13 protein-coding genes are annotated in these 19,242 nt (G+C 63.6%); 9 read left to right on the forward strand and 4 right to left on the reverse strand.

From position 1 onward, the window contains the following. Positions 1 to 3 precede the first annotated feature (3 nt). Together glpK and AV929_RS07935 are read right to left on the reverse strand one after the other, a co-directional pair. Complete coding sequence (glpK, locus tag AV929_RS07930) at positions 4 to 1,536, reverse strand: glycerol kinase GlpK (protein WP_064287933.1); 1,533 nt, start codon at positions 1,534 to 1,536, stop codon at positions 4 to 6. A 128-nt stretch (positions 1,537 to 1,664) separates the two neighbouring features. Next, on the reverse strand, positions 1,665 to 4,208 hold the full coding sequence (locus AV929_RS07935; protein WP_064287934.1) for an extracellular solute-binding protein: 2,544 nt from the start codon (positions 4,206 to 4,208) through the stop codon (positions 1,665 to 1,667). A gap of 350 nt (positions 4,209 to 4,558) precedes the next feature. On the opposite strand from AV929_RS07935, the gene glpA reads away from it, so the two are divergent. The 3 genes from glpA to AV929_RS07950 are packed head-to-tail and all read left to right on the forward strand — an operon-like array spanning position 4,559 to position 8,920. Then, a complete protein-coding gene (glpA, locus tag AV929_RS07940; RefSeq protein WP_064287935.1) occupies positions 4,559 to 6,289 on the forward strand; it encodes an anaerobic glycerol-3-phosphate dehydrogenase subunit GlpA in 1,731 nt (576 codons plus the stop codon). Further along, a complete protein-coding gene (gene glpB / locus AV929_RS07945; RefSeq protein WP_064287936.1) occupies positions 6,279 to 7,553 on the forward strand; it encodes a glycerol-3-phosphate dehydrogenase subunit GlpB in 1,275 nt (424 codons plus the stop codon). Before glpA ends, glpB begins: the two co-directional genes overlap by 11 nt. Further along, complete coding sequence (locus tag AV929_RS07950; RefSeq protein WP_064287937.1) at positions 7,550 to 8,920, forward strand: anaerobic glycerol-3-phosphate dehydrogenase subunit C; 1,371 nt, start codon at positions 7,550 to 7,552, stop codon at positions 8,918 to 8,920. The genes glpB and AV929_RS07950 overlap by 4 nt, the downstream gene beginning before the upstream one ends. 24 nt (positions 8,921 to 8,944) lie before the next feature. On the opposite strand, the gene AV929_RS07955 is transcribed toward AV929_RS07950, so the two are convergent. Both AV929_RS07955 and ppc read right to left on the reverse strand, forming a co-directional pair. Continuing rightward, the gene (locus AV929_RS07955) at positions 8,945 to 9,397 is read right to left on the reverse strand and encodes a universal stress protein (RefSeq protein WP_008309612.1); all 453 of its coding nucleotides are present in this window, start codon (positions 9,395 to 9,397) and stop codon (positions 8,945 to 8,947) included. Positions 9,398 to 9,494: 97 nt separating this feature from the next. After that, positions 9,495 to 12,191 (reverse strand): phosphoenolpyruvate carboxylase, encoded by a 2,697-nt coding sequence (ppc, locus tag AV929_RS07960; RefSeq protein WP_064287938.1) that lies wholly within the window; start codon positions 12,189 to 12,191, stop codon positions 9,495 to 9,497. Between the two features lie 153 nt (positions 12,192 to 12,344). On the opposite strand from ppc, the gene AV929_RS07965 reads away from it, so the two are divergent. The 6 genes from AV929_RS07965 (at position 12,345) to AV929_RS07990 (ending at position 19,116) form a co-directional block, all read left to right on the forward strand. Beyond that, positions 12,345 to 13,049, forward strand: a complete 705-nt coding sequence (locus AV929_RS07965) for a helix-turn-helix domain-containing protein (RefSeq protein WP_064287939.1) — start codon at positions 12,345 to 12,347, stop codon at positions 13,047 to 13,049. A gap of 855 nt (positions 13,050 to 13,904) precedes the next feature. After that, positions 13,905 to 15,317, forward strand: coding sequence for an ABC transporter substrate-binding protein (locus tag AV929_RS07970; RefSeq protein WP_064287940.1), 1,413 nt, complete (start codon positions 13,905 to 13,907; stop codon positions 15,315 to 15,317). A 2-nt stretch (positions 15,318 to 15,319) separates the two neighbouring features. Next, positions 15,320 to 16,132 carry an ABC transporter ATP-binding protein gene (locus AV929_RS07975; RefSeq protein WP_064287941.1) on the forward strand — a complete coding sequence of 271 codons (813 nt, stop codon included), beginning with the start codon at positions 15,320 to 15,322 and terminating at the stop codon, positions 16,130 to 16,132. Further along, positions 16,129 to 16,827, forward strand: a complete 699-nt coding sequence (locus AV929_RS07980; RefSeq protein WP_064287942.1) for an ABC transporter ATP-binding protein — start codon at positions 16,129 to 16,131, stop codon at positions 16,825 to 16,827. The genes AV929_RS07975 and AV929_RS07980 overlap by 4 nt, the downstream gene beginning before the upstream one ends. Next, a complete protein-coding gene (locus tag AV929_RS07985) occupies positions 16,824 to 17,813 on the forward strand; it encodes a branched-chain amino acid ABC transporter permease (RefSeq protein WP_064287943.1) in 990 nt (329 codons plus the stop codon). The genes AV929_RS07980 and AV929_RS07985 overlap by 4 nt, the downstream gene beginning before the upstream one ends. Positions 17,814 to 17,952: 139 nt before the next feature. Beyond that, a complete protein-coding gene (locus AV929_RS07990) occupies positions 17,953 to 19,116 on the forward strand; it encodes a branched-chain amino acid ABC transporter permease (protein WP_079980826.1) in 1,164 nt (387 codons plus the stop codon). The last annotated feature ends 126 nt before the right edge of the window (positions 19,117 to 19,242 follow it).

Here is a 19,242-nt window from a genome sequence, read left to right on the forward strand (position 1 = left end):
CTGTTATTCCTCCTGTGCCCAGTCGCGGGAACGGTCGACGGCGTCGTCCCAGCGATCGTACATCTTGTCTGCCTTCTCGGCGTCCATCTCCGGCGAGAACTCCTTGTCGACCTGCCAGTTGTCGCGGAGCTCGTCGACGGTGTCCCAGTACCCGACGGCGAGACCGGCCGCATAGGCCGACCCCAGTGCGGTGGTCTCGTCGACCTGCGGGCGGGCGATATCCGTCTGGATGATGTCCGACTGGAGCTGACAGAGGAAGTTGTTCTTGACTGCACCGCCGTCGACTCGCAGCGTCGTCATCTCGACACCGGAGTCTTCCTCCATCGCCTCCGCGAGGTCGCGGGTCTGGTATGCGATGGATTCCAGGGTCGCACGCACGATGTGCTCCTTTCGCGTTCCGCGAGTCATACCGACAATCGTCCCGCGGGCGCGGCCGTCCCAGTGCGGAGCGCCGAGCCCCGTGAAGGCCGGCACCATGTAGACACCGTCGGTCGATTCGACCGAGCGGGCCAGTTCCGCTGTCTGGGCGGCGTTGTTGATGAGGTCGACGTCTTCGAGCCATTCGATTGCCGCGCCGGCGATGAAGATGGAGCCCTCCAGCGCGTACTGGACGGGTTCACCGGACATCTGGAAGCCAATCGTCGTCAGCAGGCCGTTATCGGAGGCGACTGCTTCGGAACCGGTGTTCATCAGATAGAACGCGCCGGTACCGTAGGTGTTCTTCGCATCACCCTTGTCGAAGCAGGTCTGGCCGAACAGTGCGGCCTGCTGGTCACCCAGCGCGCCCGCAACGGGGACTTCCTCTTCGAGGAAGCCGTCCGCATCGGTGTGTCCGTACAGGCTCTCGTCGGAGGACGGGCGGACTTCCGGAACCATGGACTCCGGGACGCCGAACTCTTCGAGGAGTTCCTCGTCCCACTCCATGTCGTGGATGTTGTACAGCATCGTCCGCGATGCGTTCGAGACGTCCGTAATGTGGTTGCCGGTGAGCTTGTAGATGAGCCACGCGTCGATGGTCCCCATCAGGAGTTCACCGTCTTCGGCCCGCTCACGGAGGTCAGCGCCGCGCGAGCTCTGCATCTTGAGTGGCTCCGCGTTGTCGAGGATCCACTCGGTCTTGGTTGCCGAGAAGTAGGCGTCACATTCCAGCCCGGTCTTCCCCCGGATCCACTCGACCTTGTCTTCCTCTTGGATCTCCTCGACGCGGTCGGTGGTTCGGCGGTCCTGCCAGACCAGCGCGTTGTGGACCGGCTTGCCGGTCTCTTTGTCCCAGACGATCGTCGTCTCACGCTGGTTCGTGATGCCGAGTGCCTCCAGCTGTTCGGCACCGACACCTGCATCCGCAAGCCCCTTGGTCACGACTTCCTGCGTGTTTTCCCAGATTTCGACGGGGTCGTGCTCGACCCAGCCGGGCTCCGGATAGATCTGTTCGTGCTTCTCGTAGGCGTTCGCAACGACCTGGCCGCTATGGTCGAATACCATGAAGCGAGTGCCAGTCGTTCCCTGGTCGATCGCGCCAACGTATGTGTCTGCCATTGTTGTGTTCTCCGTGGTGGAGGTAGCTTATTTATGAAAGCTACCACCTTGACAGTAAACAACATAGTGAACCATTATAAAGATTACTAATGGTGATGTTTGGCTAGTAAAGAAAGGACGGGGCGGCGCTACCGGTCAGAATCGTACCGCTCAAGCTGTTTCGTGACCTGTGTGTCGAGTCGGTCGAGCGCGGACGGGATCGAGTCGGGCCCGTCCATACTGTCGACCGCGTCTTCGATGATCGTTCGCACCGTATCGAACGGACCGATCTGTGCGCCCCGTGTCGCCGTGGTGTCGCGTGTGTCGACGAGCTGGTCGAACGCCGTTCTGTAGTGTGGGTTCTGTTCGAACCAGTCCGCCGACCGGAGCTGCGGAATCGCATCGGCGTGCACTGGGAAGTACCCGGTTTCCTGATGCCACCGACGCTGCTGGGCCGGTTCGGTGAGCCATGTGAGGAACTCGCCGACCGCGTCGTGCACGGCCTCGGAAACCGCATCACCGACCCAGAGGGACGCACCGCCGACGAGTACGCCGGTCCGGTCGTCGAGGACGGGGAACCGGCCGGTTCCGACGTCGAAGTCAGCGCTGCTTTCGATGCTGTTCAGCGACGATGTCGAGCCGATCAGCATCGCAGCGTTCCCCTCAGCGAAGTGAGTCCGAGCGGCTCCTCTGGCTTCGATGCCGGGGTCGTGGTACAGTCCGTCCGCTTCGAGGCCTTTCCACCACTCGAATAAGTCGTGGGCGAACTCCCCGTCGAGATGGCTCTCCGTTGGCGACCCGGACCGCCCGTTGTTCTGGTCCACGAGGAGCTGGTCAGCCTCGGCAAACCACTGTTCGACGAACCACGAGTAGTTCGCGAACGTGATACCTGTATCCACGCCTCTCCCGTCGACGAGCTGCTCGGCCGCGCTTCGTACGTCAGCGAGGGTTTCCGGCGGTGAATCGGGATCGAGCCCCGCCTCCCTGAACGCGTCGCGGTTGTACGCCATCACCGGGTTCGACGCGTTGAACGGGAGCGAGTGGAGTGTCCCGTCGAAGCGGTAGTAGTTCGTCACCGGGTCGAGCAGCGAGTCGATGTGGGTTGCGGGGAGGAGTTCCTCGACTGGCGTAAAGTGTCCACTGTCGCGCGCACGCGTAGTGCCGATCTCGAAGATCTGTGCGATCGCGGGCGGGTCGCCGTTTTCGGCGGCGTTCAGCGTTGCATCGAGGGTCCCGCGGTAGCTCCCTTTCGACCGCAGTGTGAGACTGATACCCTCGGTCTGTGATTCGAACTCGCGGACGAGTTCTTCAAGCAGTAGCGCTTTCTCGCCGCCCATCGCGTGCCAGAACTCGACGACGGTTCCGTCCGTGTTCGCCGCCGCCGAACCGGTCGCAAGTTCGAAGGAATCCAGCGACGCGTCCAGTGATTCGGCCCGCTCGGTGAGCGTCGACACCCGCGTCGAGACCTCTGCGAGTTCCGTCGTCTGGTCCGCTGCGGCGTCGGCGGCGATAGCCGCCTCTTCGGCCGTCCGGGCGCTGATGTCCTCGACGTCGTCGACCATCGACACGACTTCTTGCGTGGAGTCGGCCTGCGTATCCGTCGCATCGTCGATCTCCTGGACGCTCGAATCGACCTCCTCGACCATCGAGACGACAGAATCCAGTTCATCGAGCGCGCTGGCGACTGACGAGCGGGTGTCTTCGACACTCTCCCGCGTATCGTACATCTCCGAAACCGTCGTGTCGGCCTGTTCGTGGACCTCCTGAATGGAGGCTGCGATCTCGTCGGTCGCCTCCTTCGTCTCGGTCGCGAGCGATTTGACCTCCTCTGCGACGACGGCGAACCCGTCGCCGGATTCGCCTGCTCGGGCAGCCTCGATGTTGGCGTTCAGCGCCAGCATGTTGGTCTGGTCCGCGACGTCCGTGATGAAACCCACAATCTCCTCGATGTCCGACAGCAGGTCGTTCAGTTGCTCGACCTTGTCGACGGTCGCTTCGGCGTTGTCGGTCAACCGGTCGAGCGTCGTCATCGCCGAGGACGCCGACTCCAGTGCGGATTCGCCTCGAACGCTGGCTTCGCCTGACATGTCCGCGACCTCGTTTGCGGCGCTCGCTATCTCCTCGATCGTCGCCGAGAGGTTCCGCATCTCGTCGGAGATCGACTGTATCTCGTCGCGTTGCTCGTCCGACCCGGTCGAAATCTCTCCGACAGCGCCACTCACGTCCCGGCTGGCGGACTTGACCGACCCGAGACGGGTGTCGACCTGTTCCGTTGCGGCGGTCACCTGCTCGCTGAACGACGCCATCCGGTCGACGGTGTCGGTCCATTCCCGGAGCAGTTCACTGTATGCGTCGTACAGCGGCTCAGCTGCCTCAGCTGGTGGCTGCCCCGGTTTCGCAGTGAGGTCGCCGTCGGCGTTCGCCCTGGCAACAGAAGTGAGACGGTCGACAGCGGTTTCGAGCGCTTCACGTTCCGCCCGCTCTTGTTCGAGTTCCGCCGCCAGTTGCTCACATCGTGCTTCCAGCTCCGCCTGTTCAGGACCGTTTCCGGTCTCTGTGTCCTTCTGGAGGGCTTCTGCTGACGGCGGTTCAGTCTCCGACTCGTTTCCGTCCCGCCCCTCTGTGACGCCGCCGTCGGTGCGTTCCCCGTCAGGCGGGCCGTCTTCTGAATCAAGTGGGTTCCATTTACTCATTGTCGCTCCCGTTGGCCGAACGGCCAACACGTTCTCGGGAATAGTCCACTATCAAAATATATAATAGTTACTGTCGAAACGGTAGGAGTGATAATTAATCCGTGAGCGCGGTTTCTATCCTGCAACGTCGTCTGTAGTACGTCAGTAATTGAAAATGTGGAGTTATCTCTCGAATTTGAGAGAATATGTTCAACCACTGCCTTGACCAATCAGTAAAAAATAATGTGGTGTGCGTTTCCGATTAACAGTGGGTGTCACCGGGATTCCTCATGATTACATAGAAAATTTACTGCCCAAGCACCAGCAACGGTAAAGTGAAGTGTATGCGCTCCAAACCCACGGAAAGATAGATGGGACCGACACCACACATCGCCGTCATCGGTGGCGGCTCGACTGGGGCGGGCATCGCGCGGGACCTCGCGATGCGCGGGCTCGACGTGACCCTGGTAGAACAGGGAAACCTGACCCACGGGACCACGGGTCGGATGCACGGGCTGCTCCACAGCGGCGGGCGATACGCCGTTTCGGACCAGGCCAGTGCGACCGAGTGTATCGAGGAGAACCGCGTCCTCCGAGACATCGCCAGTCACTGCGTCGAAATGACCGGTGGCCTGTTCGTCAAGCGACCTGAGGACTCTGAAGAGTACTTCCAGAAGAAGCTCAACGGCTGTGAGGAGTGCGGGATTCCCGCGGAAGTCGTCTCCGGCGAGGAGGCTCGGGCGATGGAACCCCACCTGGCGAAAGACATCGACAAGGCAATCAGCGTTCCCGACGGGGCCATCGACCCGTTCCGGCTAGTCGTCGCGAACGCCGCGAGCGCACAGGAACACGGCGCACGCATCGAGACACACTCCAAAGTGACCGACCTCCTCGTCGAGAGCGGCGAGGTTGTCGGCATCGAGGTCGAACACGACTCCGGCCCCGGAAAACGCGTCCACGGCACGGAGGGCGGAACCGAACAGATCCGCGCCGATTACGTCGTGAACGCGACGGGAGCATGGGCCGGTCGCATCGGCGACATGGCCGGACTCGATATCGAAGTCCGCCCCTCCAAGGGCGTCATGACCATCATGAACATCCGCCAGGTCGACACCGTCATCAACCGCTGTCGGCCCAAGGGCGACGCAGATATTGTCGTGCCCCACGAGACCACTGCGATTCTGGGCACGACCGACGAGGAAGTCGAGGACCCCGAGGACTACCCCGAAGAACAGTGGGAAGTCGACATGATGATCGACACCCTCTCGGAGCTGATTCCGATGCTCGACGAGGCGCGAACCATCCGCTCGTTCTGGGGCGTTCGCCCGCTGTACGAACCGCCGGACGTCGGCAGCGACGACCCGACGGACATCACGCGTGACTTCTTCCTGCTCGATCACGACGAGCGCGACGACCTGCCCGGCATGACCAGCATCGTCGGCGGGAAGTTCACTACCTACCGGATGATGGGCGAGCAGATCGCCGACCACGTCTGTGGGAAGTTCGGCATCGACGCCGACTGCCGGACCGCCGACGTGCCCCTGCCCGGCAGCGAGGACTTCTCGGTGCTGCGGGACTACATGGACGAGTTCGGGCTCCGCTCGCCAATCGGTCGCCGGAGCGTCGAACGGCTCGGCTCCCGGGCCGACGAGGTGCTCAAGACCGATGGGCCGAACCCGACGGTCTGTGAGTGCGAGGGCGTCACCCGGGCCGAGATTCAGGACGCCATCGAGGGGTCCGGCCCGGACCTCAACGCCGTCCGTATCCGTACCCGCGCGTCGATGGGGAACTGTCAGGGTGGCTTCTGCTCGCACCGGATGGCGAGCGAACTCCACTCGGAGTACGACGAGCCGGTCGTCCGCGAAGCCTGGGACGAACTGCTACAGGAGCGCTGGAAGGGCCAGCGACACGCCCTCTGGGGCGAACAGCTCTCCCAGGCCGCGCTGAACTACGCGCTGCACGCCACCACGCAGAACCGGGATCAGGACCCGGCGGACGGCGACCCGGTCGATTTCTCCTCGTTCGACTCTGGCCGCGGGCAAACAGGCGGTAGCGTCGACAGCGCGGACGTAGCCGCCGACGGAGGGACAAATGGCTATTGAGTCGGAGGTACTCGTCATCGGCGGCGGCCTCGGCGGGCTGACCAGCGCGCTGGCGGCCGCTCGTGAGGGAGCCGACGTGCGACTGGTCTCCTACAAACAGAGCACGCTCCGGCAGGCGTCGGGTCTGGTAGACGTGCTCGGCTACACACCGGACGGCGACGGCCCGCTGACTGACCCGTACGAGGCGATTCCGACCCTGCCGGCGGAGCATCCGTACCGGAAAGTCGGCGTCCAGACAGTCAGGGACGCGCTGTCGCTGTTCGACGACGCGGTCCCGACCTACGAAGGCGACCACACGGACGCGAACGCGCTCCTGCCGACCCACGGCGGGAGTATCAAACCGACCGCCCGCTACCCGGCCGGGGCCAGCGCCGGCCTCGCCAGCGATACCCGGGACACGCTGCTAGTCGGCATCGAGGAAATGGTCGACTTCGACGCCCCGCACGTCGCCGCCCATCTCGACGCAACGGGCGTGCCATTCGATGTCCGCGGCGAGACCATCCGGTTCCCGGGCGACCTGCGCGCGGACGCGAAGGTCACGCGGTACGCAAAACTGCTCGATACCAACAGCGAGGTGGCAGTTCGCGGGCGAATGGTCCCGGCCCGCGAGGCGCTCGCCCAGCGCGTGAACCCGTTGCTGGAGGACGAAGAGCGGGTCGGCTTCCCGGCGATTCTCGGCGACGACAACCCCGGTGCGATCCGTGATGCACTGGGCGACCACCTCGGCGTCGACGTGTTCGAGGTCCCGATGGGGCCGCCGTCGCTACCCGGCCTCCGACTGGAGGACGCGCTGTTCTCGGCGCTGGACGAGGCCGGCGCAAGCATCGAAACCGGTAATCCGGTCGTCGATTTCGAGGGCGATGACCGTATCGAGAAAGTGTTCATCGAGAAGAACGGCGCGAAGATACCCAACAGCGCCGACCAGTACGTCCTCGCGACCGGCGGCTTCGTCGGCAAGGGCGTCGAATCCGACCGCGAGGGCGTGTACGAACCGGTGTTCGACTGCCACATCCCCCACGCCGCGGACCGCTATGACTGGTTCGAGGGTGAACTGTTCGGCGACCACGAGTTCGCCCGCTACGGCGTGGCGACCGACGACGACCTGCGGCCCCTCGATGCGAGCGACGACCGAGAGTTCGAGAACTTACGCGCCGCCGGCTCAGTGCTTGGCGGCTACGATTTCGCCGCCGAGAAGTCCGGCAGCGGCGTCTCGATTGCGACAGGCTACGCGGCGGGCCAGCGCGCCGCACAGGAGGCACGATGAGCGACGCTGAAACCCCACCAGACTTTGACCCGGTTGCACCGAACACAGGCGAGGAGTTCGAACCCGTCGATGTCTTCCCCGACAGCGACGACTTCGACCTCCGACCCGGCGCGGACTCCTGTTACAAATGCTCGACTTGCGACACGAACTGCCCCGTCGCGGAGGTCGACGACGACTTCCCCGGCCCGAAGTTCCAGGGCCCCGAGCAGTGGCGGCTCAAGCAGTCCGACGACGATCACGAGATCGACGACTCGGTGATGGACTGCTCGAACTGCATGCGCTGTGACAACGCCTGCCCGTCGGGCGTCCCGCTCAGCCAGATGCACAACACCGCCCGCGGGGAGTACGTCAGCGAGCAGATGGACAAACTCTCCGTCGAGTACATCCGCAACCGCATCCTCGCGAACTACCGCACCTCCGCGTTCCTGGCGAGCAAGGTCCCCCGACTCGCAAACTTCGCGATGAACTTCGGGCCGGCCCGCTGGGTCATGGAAAAGACGATGGGTATCACCAGCGAGCGTGACTTCCCCGCCTTCGCGAAACAGACCTTCCGCGATTGGTGGGCCGACCGCGGCGGTCAGGCCCAATCACGGGAGAACGCGAGAGCCGCCCGCAAGCGCCGCGGCCTCCCCGAGGACGCCGAGAAGAAAGTGGCGTACTTCCACGGCTGCTACTCCAACTACAACACGCCGGAAGTCGGCAAGGCGACGGTCCGGGTGTTCGAGGAGTTCGGCTACGAGGTCGTCGCACCCGAGCAGAAGTGTTCGGGGACGCCGATGTTCGCAAACGGGATGCTCGACGACGCCCGCCGCCACGCCGAGACGAACGTCTCGTCGATGTCCGAACTCGTCGACGAGGGATACCACGCCATTGCCTCCTGTACCTCGTGTTCGATGGCGCTCCGACAGGAGTACCCCGAACTGTTCGACATCGACGGCATCGACAAGGTCGCCGAGAACACCTTCGAGGCCGTCGAGTACCTCCGCATTCACGAAGACCTCAAGGGCGAGGTGCAGGCGGCCGACGTTGACGGCGACCTCGCCGAGGAGTTCGCCTACCACGCGCCGTGTCACTCGCGCAATCAAGGACTAGACCGCCAGGCCGTCGAACTATTCCGCGATCTCGACGGCGTCGAAGTCGAGGACGTGGGCGACTCCTGTTCCGGCATCTCGGGGACCTACGGCTGGAAGGAAGAGAAGTACGAGAAGTCCATGGAGATCGGCGAGGAGATGTTCGAGCACATGGACCACGCCGAGGGCGAAACCGGTATGACCGAGTGTCCGACCTGCGCGATGCAGATGGAACACGGCAGCGGCTACGAGATCCGACATCCGCTCGAACTCCTCGAAGCCGCGCTGGTGGAGTAACTGAAAAACTCGGTTTCTGCGGTCTTAGTCCTCGCCGCGGACGAACGTGACCGGACACGGCGCGTTCAGCATGACTTCCTGTGCGGTGGAACCGAAGACGGCCTTCCCGGTCGGCGAGCGCTTGCGGCCGCCGACGACGACGAGGTCCGACTGCGTGGCCTCGGCGAGGCTGACGATCTGCTCGCCGTGGTTGCCCACGGCACCGCGCACCTGTGTCGACAGCCCGGCGTCGTCGAACCGCGAGACGAGTTCCCGGACGGTTGTGTGGCGGTCGGCGACCTCGTCGGGGTCGGCTTCGCCGGTCGATTCGAATTCGAGCCTGTCGACGACGCCGTCGTACTGGTCGTCGGTGAATACGTGTGCGACGATGACTGTCGCGCCGGCCGGGCTCGCGATATCGAGCACGGCGTCGGCGAGTTCGTCGATTCGGTCGGCGTCGTTTGGTCCAACTGCAAGAAGAACAGTTTCGAGTGCCATACCGGCTACTCCGGGGGAAGACGCCTAAATCCTTCGATGGGTACTACTTTTGTAGTAAGTCGTTCGCACGATGCCGCACCCAGTGTCGATCAGTGCCTCACCCGGTGTTTTTCATCCCGGCCGCGATACCTTGGACGGTCAGCCGCAGCGTCCGGCGCTCGGTATCGGTTCGGTGGGACTGCTTGAGCAGGCGGACCTGCAACAGGTTCAGCGGGTCGACGTAGGGGTTCCGGCGCTCGAGGTTCTCCTGCAGCCACTCACGCGAGAGCAGGCCGTCCTGCCCGGTGATTTCGAGCACCTTCTCGACGGTGTCCTCGTACTCCTCGACGATACGCGGGTAGATGCGCTCGCGGAGTTCGGGGTCGGCCAGGTCGGCGTACTCCTCGGCGATTTCGAGGTCAGTACGGGCGAGCGCCAGCGACGCGTTGTCGAGCTTCGTCCGGAAGAACGGCCAGTTCTCGTACATCTCCTGTAGCGTTTCCATGTCGCCGCCGTTTTCGAGGTAGGCGTCCAGTCCGGTCGCGATAGAGTACCAGCCGGGGATGATACATCGGGCCTGCGTCCAGGAGAACACCCACGGGATGGCCCGGAGATCCTCGACACTGCGGTCCTCGCTTCGGGAGGCCGGCCGCGAGCCCATGTTGAGGTTCTCGATGACGGTGATCGGCGTCGCCTGCTCGAAGAACTCGACGAAGCCGTCCGTTTCGAGCAGGTCCTGGTACTCGTTGCGGGCGGCGTCGGACGCTGTCTCCATCGCCTCCTCCCACTCGTCGGGAATCTCCTCGACGGGCTCCTCAATGGCGTTTTTCCGCGCCCGGATCTGGGCGTTGAGCATCTGTTCGAGGTTGCGCTCGGCGATGTCGTGGTTGGCGTACTTCTCGGCGATGGCCTCGCCCTGCTCGGTGAACTTTATCTGACCGGTCACTGTCTCGTTCGGCAGGGCCAGCATGGCGTCGTTCATCGGGCCGCCGCCGCGGGAGATGGAGCCGCCGCGGCCGTGGAACAGGCGCATCTCCACGTCGTAGTCATCGGTGATGTCCGCCAGTCGTTTCTGGTTGTTGTACAGCGACCAGTTGGCGGCGAGGAAGCCGTTCTCCTTGTTCGAGTCGGAGTAGCCCAGCATGATCTCCTGGATGTTGTCCCGGGCCTCAAGAGCCTGGGAGTAGGCCTCGTTCTCGAACAGCGTGCCCATGATGCGGCGGGCTCCGGAGAGGGCGTACTCCGATTCCAGCAGCGGCACCACGTCGAACCCGCAGTAACCGGGCAGGTCGACGATGTCGACCTGGTCGGCGAGAAACAGGACCTCAAGGGCGTGACTTGGTTCTTCACACCAGGAGATGGCGTAGGTGTCGATAGCGTCGATGCCGAACTCGTTTTGCCAGTCGGCGGCCGCGCGGAAGCGGTCGAGGACGCGGGTGGCGTCCTCCGAGAGCCCCTCGGTGTCTTCCATGTCGATGACGGGGTTGTCCTGGAGGATAGCCTCGGTCAGGAACTCGACACGCTCGTCTTCGTCCATGCCGGCGTAGTCGATGCCCTCGCGCTCGACGGATTCGGCGATGGCATCGGTGTGCATCTTCCGGTGGTCGCGCAGGTCGAGGCTGGCGAGGTTGAAACCGAACGTCTCGACCTTGCGGATCAGCGGGTCGACGTGGGCCTCGGCGATGACCTCGGCGTCGTTCTCACGGAGACTGTCGGCGATGACGCGGAGGTCGGTCAGCAGTTCCTCGTCGTTCTCGTAGCCGCCCTGGCGAACGTCGCTGACCCGGATGACGGATTCACGCATCAGCCGGAGCTTCTGCCGGTAGGGTTCGTCCGGATACCGGTCCTCGGCCTCCGTGGCGATGCCGGGCAGCCTGGACTTGTGACGGTCCAGTCGTTCGTTGAACACCGCATCGGTCGCGATGTTCGAGGCGTCCTGGCTCAGAACGCCGGAGAGTTCCTTGAGCTTGTTGCGGTACAGCGGCAGGACGGTTTCGCGCTGGCGCTCCAGCGTCTCCTCGGTCACCTCGGTGGTGACGAACGGATTGCCGTCGCGGTCAGAGCCGGCCCACGAGCGGAATTCGTAGAGGGTGTCGATGTCGATGTCCTCGTCGTACACGTCTTCGAGGGTGTGTTCGAGTTCGTCGTACACCTCGTCGATGACGTCGAACAGGACGTTTTCGAGGTACCACTGGACGTTCAACGCCTCGTCGGTGACCTCCGGCCGGCGGTCCCGGACCTGCGGGGTCTGCCAGAGGCTCGTCACTTCGGCGTCGAGGTTGCGCTCGATGCGTTTCTGCTCGCGGTCCGTGAGCCGCCGCTCGTCAAGTCGTTCGATGTCACGGGCCACTGACCGGAGCTTCGCCTTCACCGTCTTCCGGCGGGCCTCAGTGGGGTGAGCCGTGAACGTGGGCTGGATGAGAACGTCTTCGAGCACCTGCTCGAACTCCTCCGGGTCTGCGCCGCGTTCGGCCAGGTCCCGGACGGCTTCCTCGACGCTGTCGGCCAGTACACCCTCCTCGCTCCCCTCTCGGATTTCGCGGACCCGTTCGCGCTCCTCGGCGAGATTGATAAGTTCGAAATAGGTCGTAAACGCGCGTGCGACGATATCCTGGGTCTCCGGGTTCAGTCGGTTCAGCGCTCGGTGGACTTCGTCCCGCGTCTCGGCGTCACCGCGCCGGTAGTCGATACACGAGTTCCGAATAGTCTCCACCGTTTCGAACGCCTCGGTCGACGTTTGTGCCTCCAGCACTTCGCCCAGGAGCGCACCCAACTCCCGTACGTCCTGGTTAATCTCTCTGGCGTGCAAAGTCATACCACTTCCTCCAGAACCGAGCCCTAAAACACTATTGAAACGGTGTATCAGGGATAGACGTTCGTGAAGAATCCGGTTGCGGGAAATAGCTATTATTAATCGTGGGATTCTTTACCGTATCACACAAATCACATATGATACAGTGGACTGCCAATGATAGATATCGCCCTGGACATGGAGCAGTACGACTGCCCATTCATCGACACGACGGCAGACCACGATGTCGCCTTTGCAGCCGTACACTGGGACTTCGACCAGCGGGCGCGGGAGTTGGAGACGCGGATGGTCGTCGAAGCCGAGGACCCGGGGGTACTCGACATGGGGCTGGACAGCTTGCAGGCCCACGGGAACATGAACGACTGTGCGCTGTTGCGCCGCGAGGGCAACGCCGCCCACATCCGGACGACTATCGAGGAAACGGCGGCGATGCAGACCATCAGGGACAACGGCGGGTACATCACGGGCCCGTTCCACATCGAGGCGGGCAGCGAAACCTGGCACGTTGGATTCGACCGCGGCCGGGACGCCGACACGACGCTCTCAGAGCTTGACCGTGACAACGAGTACGACGTGGTCGAGCGCACGTCGACGACGCTCCCACAGCTTCAGGACCTTGTCCAGAACGCCGGCGCGGCGATGACGCTCGTCGACGGCTGTCGGGACCTCTCGGACACCGAACGTGAGACGCTGGAAACCGCCGTCTCCGAGGGCTACTTCGAGTCGCCCCGGGACGCGACGCTGGGGTCGCTTGCCGAGGACTTCGGCGTGTCCAAACCCGCCGTCTCGAAGAATCTCCGACGCGGCGAGCGGAAGATGATCCAGCGCGTCGTCGAGGCGCTGGACGACATCGAGGACTGATTTCGGTGTTCCCGCCGGCCCGGTCGTTTCCCACCCAGAGTGCCAATAGAAAACAGGTGGACGCTATGGCTTCCGCAGGTAGCCAACCGACCGGTGCCTGACTCCTTCTGTTATACGAATGTGATAGTATCGGATACATCCAGCTAATCGGACATCAACAGCATCGGTAGAGAGAGACCGATTATCGACTGTCCCGCTGTCCGTCATTATCAGCTACGAGGCATAATTAAAAAAACATATGCCGTGCAAATCACAATAAGAGGATAGATTCTGCCCATGGAAATCAGCAGGACGCTCCGGGATCAAATCCCTTCTACCGGTCTCAGCTTAGCCGGATTCTATGTTTGCTGGTTGGGAATCAAGCAGTACCGGACACACCTGCGAATAGATCCCAGCCACGAACTCGGGCTCCTAGCTGAAATCGTAACTCTCGCGTACCTTCTGTTCGGAAGTACGCTACTGGCTGTATCAGTGTGGGCATCATTTCGTCAGCGACCAGTGATACCGACAGTGGTACTTGTTTGGCTAGCTGCCGTCAAGGGGACCTTTGTCGCAGACATCTACTCTATTTCGTCTGACACACAGTTCGTGGTGGCCCTTGGTCTGGGACTCTCTATTATTCCCCCGTTAGTAACTTGGGTGACCGCTGAGATATATCGGGTAACTGTTGCTGAAGCAACTATGTAGTAGATAATCAAGCCGGTGTGAGAGGACAGTCCGCAAACGAGGGACGAGACAGGCCGTCTACCGCCATTTTTCTGACAGTCCGGTACGAACGGGAATTGCAGTCTGTCCCGCCGCGTTAACATGTTAACTCAGCACACTATGTAGTCGGCGAGTCTACGATAATCTGTTATGCAGAACACGGCTACACGGAGGCGCGTTCTCGGCGCGCTCGGTGCCGGTGTTGTCGGGCTCAGCGGCTGTGTCAGTGACGACTCATCCATGACTGAACAGGACGATTCGGACGGCGGCACGACGGACAGTGGCACGAACGGCGAATCGGGCGGCGGTGACTCGACGCAGACAGTCAGCATCGGCGTCCTTCAGCCCCGGGCCGGCGACCTGAAATACTACGGCGACCAGTCGCTGTGGGGCTTTCTCTCCGGATTGGCGTACAAAGGGGAGACAGAGCCGCCGACAGACGCCGGCAGCGGCGAGGTAACCATTACCGCCGGCGACACGGAGTACCGCCTGCTAATTCGGGACACGGAGTTCTCGGCGGACACGGCACAGACGGCAGCGACGAACCTCGTCGAGAACGAGAGCGTGGACATGCTCGCCGGCTGTGCGTCCTCGGCGGTCGCCAGCCGGGTCGTCACGACGGTCGTCAATCAGGCGCAGGTCCCCATCATGCTCGGGCCGGCGGCGTCGGCCGACATCACGTCCAACTCCGAGACCTGTAGCGACCTCGTCTACCGAGCGAGCGAGAACACCGCGATGGACGCCCGCTCGGGCGGGAAGTACGTCGCCAGAGAGACGGACGTATCGAGCGTCTATCTGTTCGGCGCGGACTACAGTTTCGGCCGCGCGGTCGTCAACAACTACCGGGACGTGCTGGAGGCCGAAGGCGTCGATATCGTCGGCGAACGCTTCGTCGAACAGGGCTACGCCGAGTGGGATGGGCTGCTTGACAACGCCGAGGAAGCCGGGGCCGAGGGCGTTGTCGGCGGGTTCACCGTTGCGACGCTTCCCGCGATGTTCAACGCCTTCCTCTCGGGCGATTACTCCTATCGGGTGTTCGGGGGGTTCGCCACCCGAATCACCAACAACGTCGTCGGCGGGACGATGCAGAGCGTGCTCGGCGAACCGCTGACCGAGGAGAAAATCAGGGACTCACAGCTCGGGCCGTTCACGACGCGCTACCACTGGAACCAGTACGACAACCCGATCAACGACGCGTTCGTCGAGAGCTACACCAACGCCTATGGCGTCGTCCCGGACCTCTTCACCGCGGGGACGTTCACGGGCGCGTCGGCGATTCACCAGGCGGTTCAGGAGAGCGGGTCGACCGGGGGCGCGGATATCGCCGACGCCCTGAAGGGGATGACCGTCACCGACACGCCGAAAGGCGAGAACGGCTACACCTTCCAGGAGTACAACAATCAGGCGCAGTCGGCGATGACCGTCGCGAACCCGATACCGACGACCGACGAGTGGGCCGACAACTGGGGCGCGGCCATCATGCCCGGCGAGCCGCTCGCCCGCATCAGCGCCGACGAGACGACCATCCCACAGGACAGCGACCAGATGGGCTGTTCTCTGTAGGCATGCTCAGAACACAGAGACTGACAAAGGAGTTCGGGGGACTCACCGCCGTCGACAGCGTCGACTTCGAGCTTGAAAACGAACTCTGCTCGCTCATCGGCCCGAACGGGGCCGGCAAGACGACGTTCTTCAATCTGCTGACCGGGAGCCTCTCGCCCACCGAGGGCACAGTCGAACTCCAGCGCAACGGGACCTGGCAGGATATCACCGACGCCTCCCCCCACGAGACGGCCAGCAAGGGTATCCACCGGTCTTACCAGGTGACGAACGTCTTCCCCAACAGCACGGTCTTGGAGAACGTCCGGGTCGCCGAGCAGGCCCACAGCGACGACGCCACGACGTTCTGGCGCAACGTCGACCACTATGAGGAGTTCACCGAGCGCGCGTGGGACATCCTCGACCGGGTGGGGCTCTCCCATCGGGCCGACGACCTCGCGAGCACGCTGAGCCACGGCGCAAAGCGCAAGCTCGAAGTCGCTATCGCGCTGGCCGGCGACCCCGCGGTCCTCCTGCTCGACGAGCCGAACGCGGGCGTCTCCTCGGAGAGCGTCGACGAAATCAGGGACCTCATCGAAGCGGTCGCCGAGGACTACCCGGTCCTGCTGGTCGAGCACAACATGGACATCGTGATGGGCGTCTCCGACCGCGTGGTCGTCCTGCATCAGGGCGCAGTCATCGCTGACGGGCCGCCGGCCGACGTACGAGCGAATCCCGACGTGCAGTCGGCGTATCTCGGCGGCTACGAACCGGGAAGCCTGGACGACGATACGACAGCTTCCGGCTCCGACCCGGACTCGGAGGAGGGGACGGCGTGAGTCTGCTCGAACTCGGCGGCGTCCACACGTACTACGGCGACAGCCACATCCTCGAAGGCGTCGACCTCTCGGTCGAGGAGGGGGAAGTGGTCGCGCTCGCCGGCCGCAACGGCGTCGGCAAGACGACGACGCTCCGAACGATTCTACAACTGACGCCGCCCCGCGAGGGGTCGATCACGTTCCGCGACGAATCGCTGGTCGGCCTGGAGACTCACGAGGTCGCCGAGCGCGGGCTGGGCTGGATTCCCGAGGACCGCCGGATATTCGGCCAGCTCACGGTCGAGGAAAACCTCCGGGCGGCGATACCGAACCCGGATGACGTGAGCGATGGCCTCCGACTGGCCTTCGACTCGTTCCCCATCCTCGAAGAGCGGCGGGGGCAGGAGGGAGGCACGCTGTCGGGCGGCCAACAGCAGATGCTCGCCATCGCCCGCGGGCTGGTCGGCGACAACGACCTGCTGCTGGTCGACGAACCGAGTGAGGGGCTGGCCCCCCAAATCGTCGCCGACGTGGCTGAGGCGCTGTCGAAAGCAAGCGAGGATGTGACGATGCTGCTGGTCGAGCAGAACCTCCCGCTGGCGCTCGACTTGGCCGACCGGTTCTACATCCTCGACAAGGGCCGCGTCGTCGACGACGGCGACACGGCGGCGGTGACGGCCGACGACGAGCGGTTCAGGAGGTATCTGTCGGCATGATACTCGAAGCGCTCGTGGAGTTCCTGACGCTCGGCGAACTCGGCGGTGTCATCGTCAACGGGCTCGCCAAGTCAGCGCTGTACGTGATGATTGCCAGCGGTCTGACGCTGATTTTCGGCCTTATGGGCGTGTTGAACTTCGCCCACGGGTCGCTGACGATGGTCGGGGCGTACCTGGGCGGCCTCCTGATGGTCGTGACGGTCACCGGCGGGACAGCGCCGCTTACCCGCCTCGGCCTGTTCTTCGTCGCCATCGTCGTCGTGTTCGCGCTGCTGACGGTGCTTGGCGGAGCCATCGAGACGACCATCATCCGGCCGCTGTACGACCGGCCGCCGATATACCAGATTCTGCTGACGTTCGGCCTGACGCTGGTCATCGAGGAAGTCGTCCGCATCGTGCTGGGCATCTACGACCTCCAGCCGCTGTCGGACTGGCAGGCCGCGCTGGCGACCAAGCCCCAGTTCCTGCGCGAGCCGGTCGCGCTCGGTCCCGTTAGCGCCGGCTGGATGTCGCTGTTCCAGATTCTCCTCGGAACGATGACGGTGGTCGGCATCTGGGCGTTTCTCACGAAGACCCGGTACGGGCTGTACATCCGCGCCGGGAGCGAGGACACCGAGATGGCATCGGCGCTCGGCATCGACGTTCGACAGGTGTTCACGGTCGTGTTCGCGCTGGGTATCGGGCTGGCCGGCGCGGCCGGAACGCTGCTGATGTGGGACCCGACGTGGGGCGCGAGCGTCCCGCTGGCGGCCGAGACGCTGCTGCCGGCGTTCATCGTCGTCATCGTCGGCGGCCTCGGGACGTTCCGGGGCACCGTCGTCGCCGCGCTGGTCGTCGGGATGGCCGACGCGGTGACGACCTGGTGGTTCCAGAACGTCATCGAGTTCACGGGCCTGCCGGAACTCGTCCTGTTTCTGGTCCTCGTGGTGACGCTCATCGTCCGCCCGCAGGGCCTGTTCGGCGTCGAGGAGGTGGGGGGCCATTAGCGCTGAAACCGAGGCCGACGCCGAGGCGGCGTCCGAGCCACAGACCCCCACGACTGTTGAGACGGGCTGGCCCCGCGAGTACCTGCGGGACCACACCGCTCACATCCTCGTTATCGCCCTGCTGGCGCTGTACCCGCCGGTGTATCACACGCTGTTGAACTCGCCTGTCGGTGCCGAGACGCAGATGCTACTGCCGACCGTAGAGACGATGGTCGGCGTCCTCTATTTCGGCCTCTTTGCTATCTCCTTTGACTTCATCAGCGGCTACACCGGCTACCTCTCGTTTGGCCACGCGGTGTTCTACGGCACCGGCGCGTACACCGTCATCCTCATTGCTAACGGGAAGCTGCCGTTGCTTGGCCCCGGGACGCCGTTCATGCTGTCCCTGCTGGTCGGCGGTCTCATCGCCGTCGTGCTGGCGATGCTCGTCGGCCTCGTCTCGTTCCGCCTCTCTGGTGTCTACTTCGCGATGATTACGCTCGGCTTCGCGCAGGTGTTCTACGTGTTCGTCCGCGGCTGGGACTACGTGGCGACCAACCCCCGGGACGGCCCCGCGGTCGGGCCGAGCCACGCCGAAGGCTTCCAGATTGGGGTTCCCGGCATTGACCAGCTATCCCTGTCAATCGGCGTACTCACCGGCGATGAGGTGGCCCTGCTTGGGTCGACGCTGTCCGGGACGGAAGTGTCCTACTACATGATCGGCCTCGTCGTCCTCGCATGCTACTTCGCCATGCAGCGAATAATCCACTCCCCGTTCGGGCGGGTGCTGATTGCCATCCGGGAAAACGAGGAGCGCGCTATCGCCATCGGCTACAACACCTACCTCTACAAGCTCGGAGCCTTCGCCATCAGCGGCTTCTTCGCCGCCGTCGCCGGCGGACTGTTCGCCGGCTTCAAGCGGTCGGCCAGCCCGGAGAACTCCTTTTACTTCCTGGTGACCGGCGACGCCCTGCTGGCGAGTATCATCGGCGGCTTCGGGACGCTTGCCGGTTCGCTGTACGGGCATCTATTCGACGAGACCGTCCGAGAGTTCCTCTCGAAGGCCGGGCAGGGTGGCGGCCTGTTGCCCTATCTCCGCGCCCTGCTGGGCCAGGAAACGCTGGACGCGACGCTGGTCGGCGAGACGACTATCGGCGGCCTCATCGACCTGCTGTTGAACGGCCACGCGAGTCTCTACGTCGGTATCGTGTTCGTGCTGTTCGTGCTCTATGTCCCCGACGGACTGCTCGGGACGCTGCGAGCACGCATCGGCGGAACGTTCGCCGAGGCGCTGCCGGCGAAACTTCGGGGTGATTCGGAATGACGAAACCAGTGAAAACGACCGTCGAACCGCCAGACCGTACGACGACTTGGGCGTGGGGCGGCCGCTATCCACCTGGTCGGCCCACGGAGGCGTATCGACAACAAGACGACACGCAGTGTGACAACC

The sequence above is a fragment of the Haloarcula sp. K1 genome, from assembly GCF_001647155.1.
Lineage (GTDB): Archaea > Halobacteriota > Halobacteria > Halobacteriales > Haloarculaceae > Haloarcula > Haloarcula hispanica.

Excerpts from the sequence above, each read along its gene's own strand:
- glpK (WP_064287933.1), bottom strand. The coding sequence starts at position 1,536 with ATGGCAGACACATACGTTGGCGCGATCGACCAGGGAACGACTGGCACT.
- AV929_RS07935 (WP_064287934.1), bottom strand. The coding sequence starts at position 4,208 with ATGAGTAAATGGAACCCACTTGATTCAGAAGACGGCCCGCCTGACGGG.
- glpA (WP_064287935.1), top strand. The coding sequence starts at position 4,559 with ATGGGACCGACACCACACATCGCCGTCATCGGTGGCGGCTCGACTGGG.
- glpB (WP_064287936.1), top strand. The coding sequence starts at position 6,279 with ATGGCTATTGAGTCGGAGGTACTCGTCATCGGCGGCGGCCTCGGCGGG.
- AV929_RS07950 (WP_064287937.1), top strand. The coding sequence starts at position 7,550 with ATGAGCGACGCTGAAACCCCACCAGACTTTGACCCGGTTGCACCGAAC.
- AV929_RS07955 (WP_008309612.1), bottom strand. The coding sequence starts at position 9,397 with ATGGCACTCGAAACTGTTCTTCTTGCAGTTGGACCAAACGACGCCGAC.
- ppc (WP_064287938.1), bottom strand. The coding sequence starts at position 12,191 with ATGACTTTGCACGCCAGAGAGATTAACCAGGACGTACGGGAGTTGGGT.
- AV929_RS07965 (WP_064287939.1), top strand. The coding sequence starts at position 12,345 with ATGATAGATATCGCCCTGGACATGGAGCAGTACGACTGCCCATTCATC.
- AV929_RS07970 (WP_064287940.1), top strand. The coding sequence starts at position 13,905 with ATGCAGAACACGGCTACACGGAGGCGCGTTCTCGGCGCGCTCGGTGCC.
- AV929_RS07975 (WP_064287941.1), top strand. The coding sequence starts at position 15,320 with ATGCTCAGAACACAGAGACTGACAAAGGAGTTCGGGGGACTCACCGCC.
- AV929_RS07985 (WP_064287943.1), top strand. The coding sequence starts at position 16,824 with ATGATACTCGAAGCGCTCGTGGAGTTCCTGACGCTCGGCGAACTCGGC.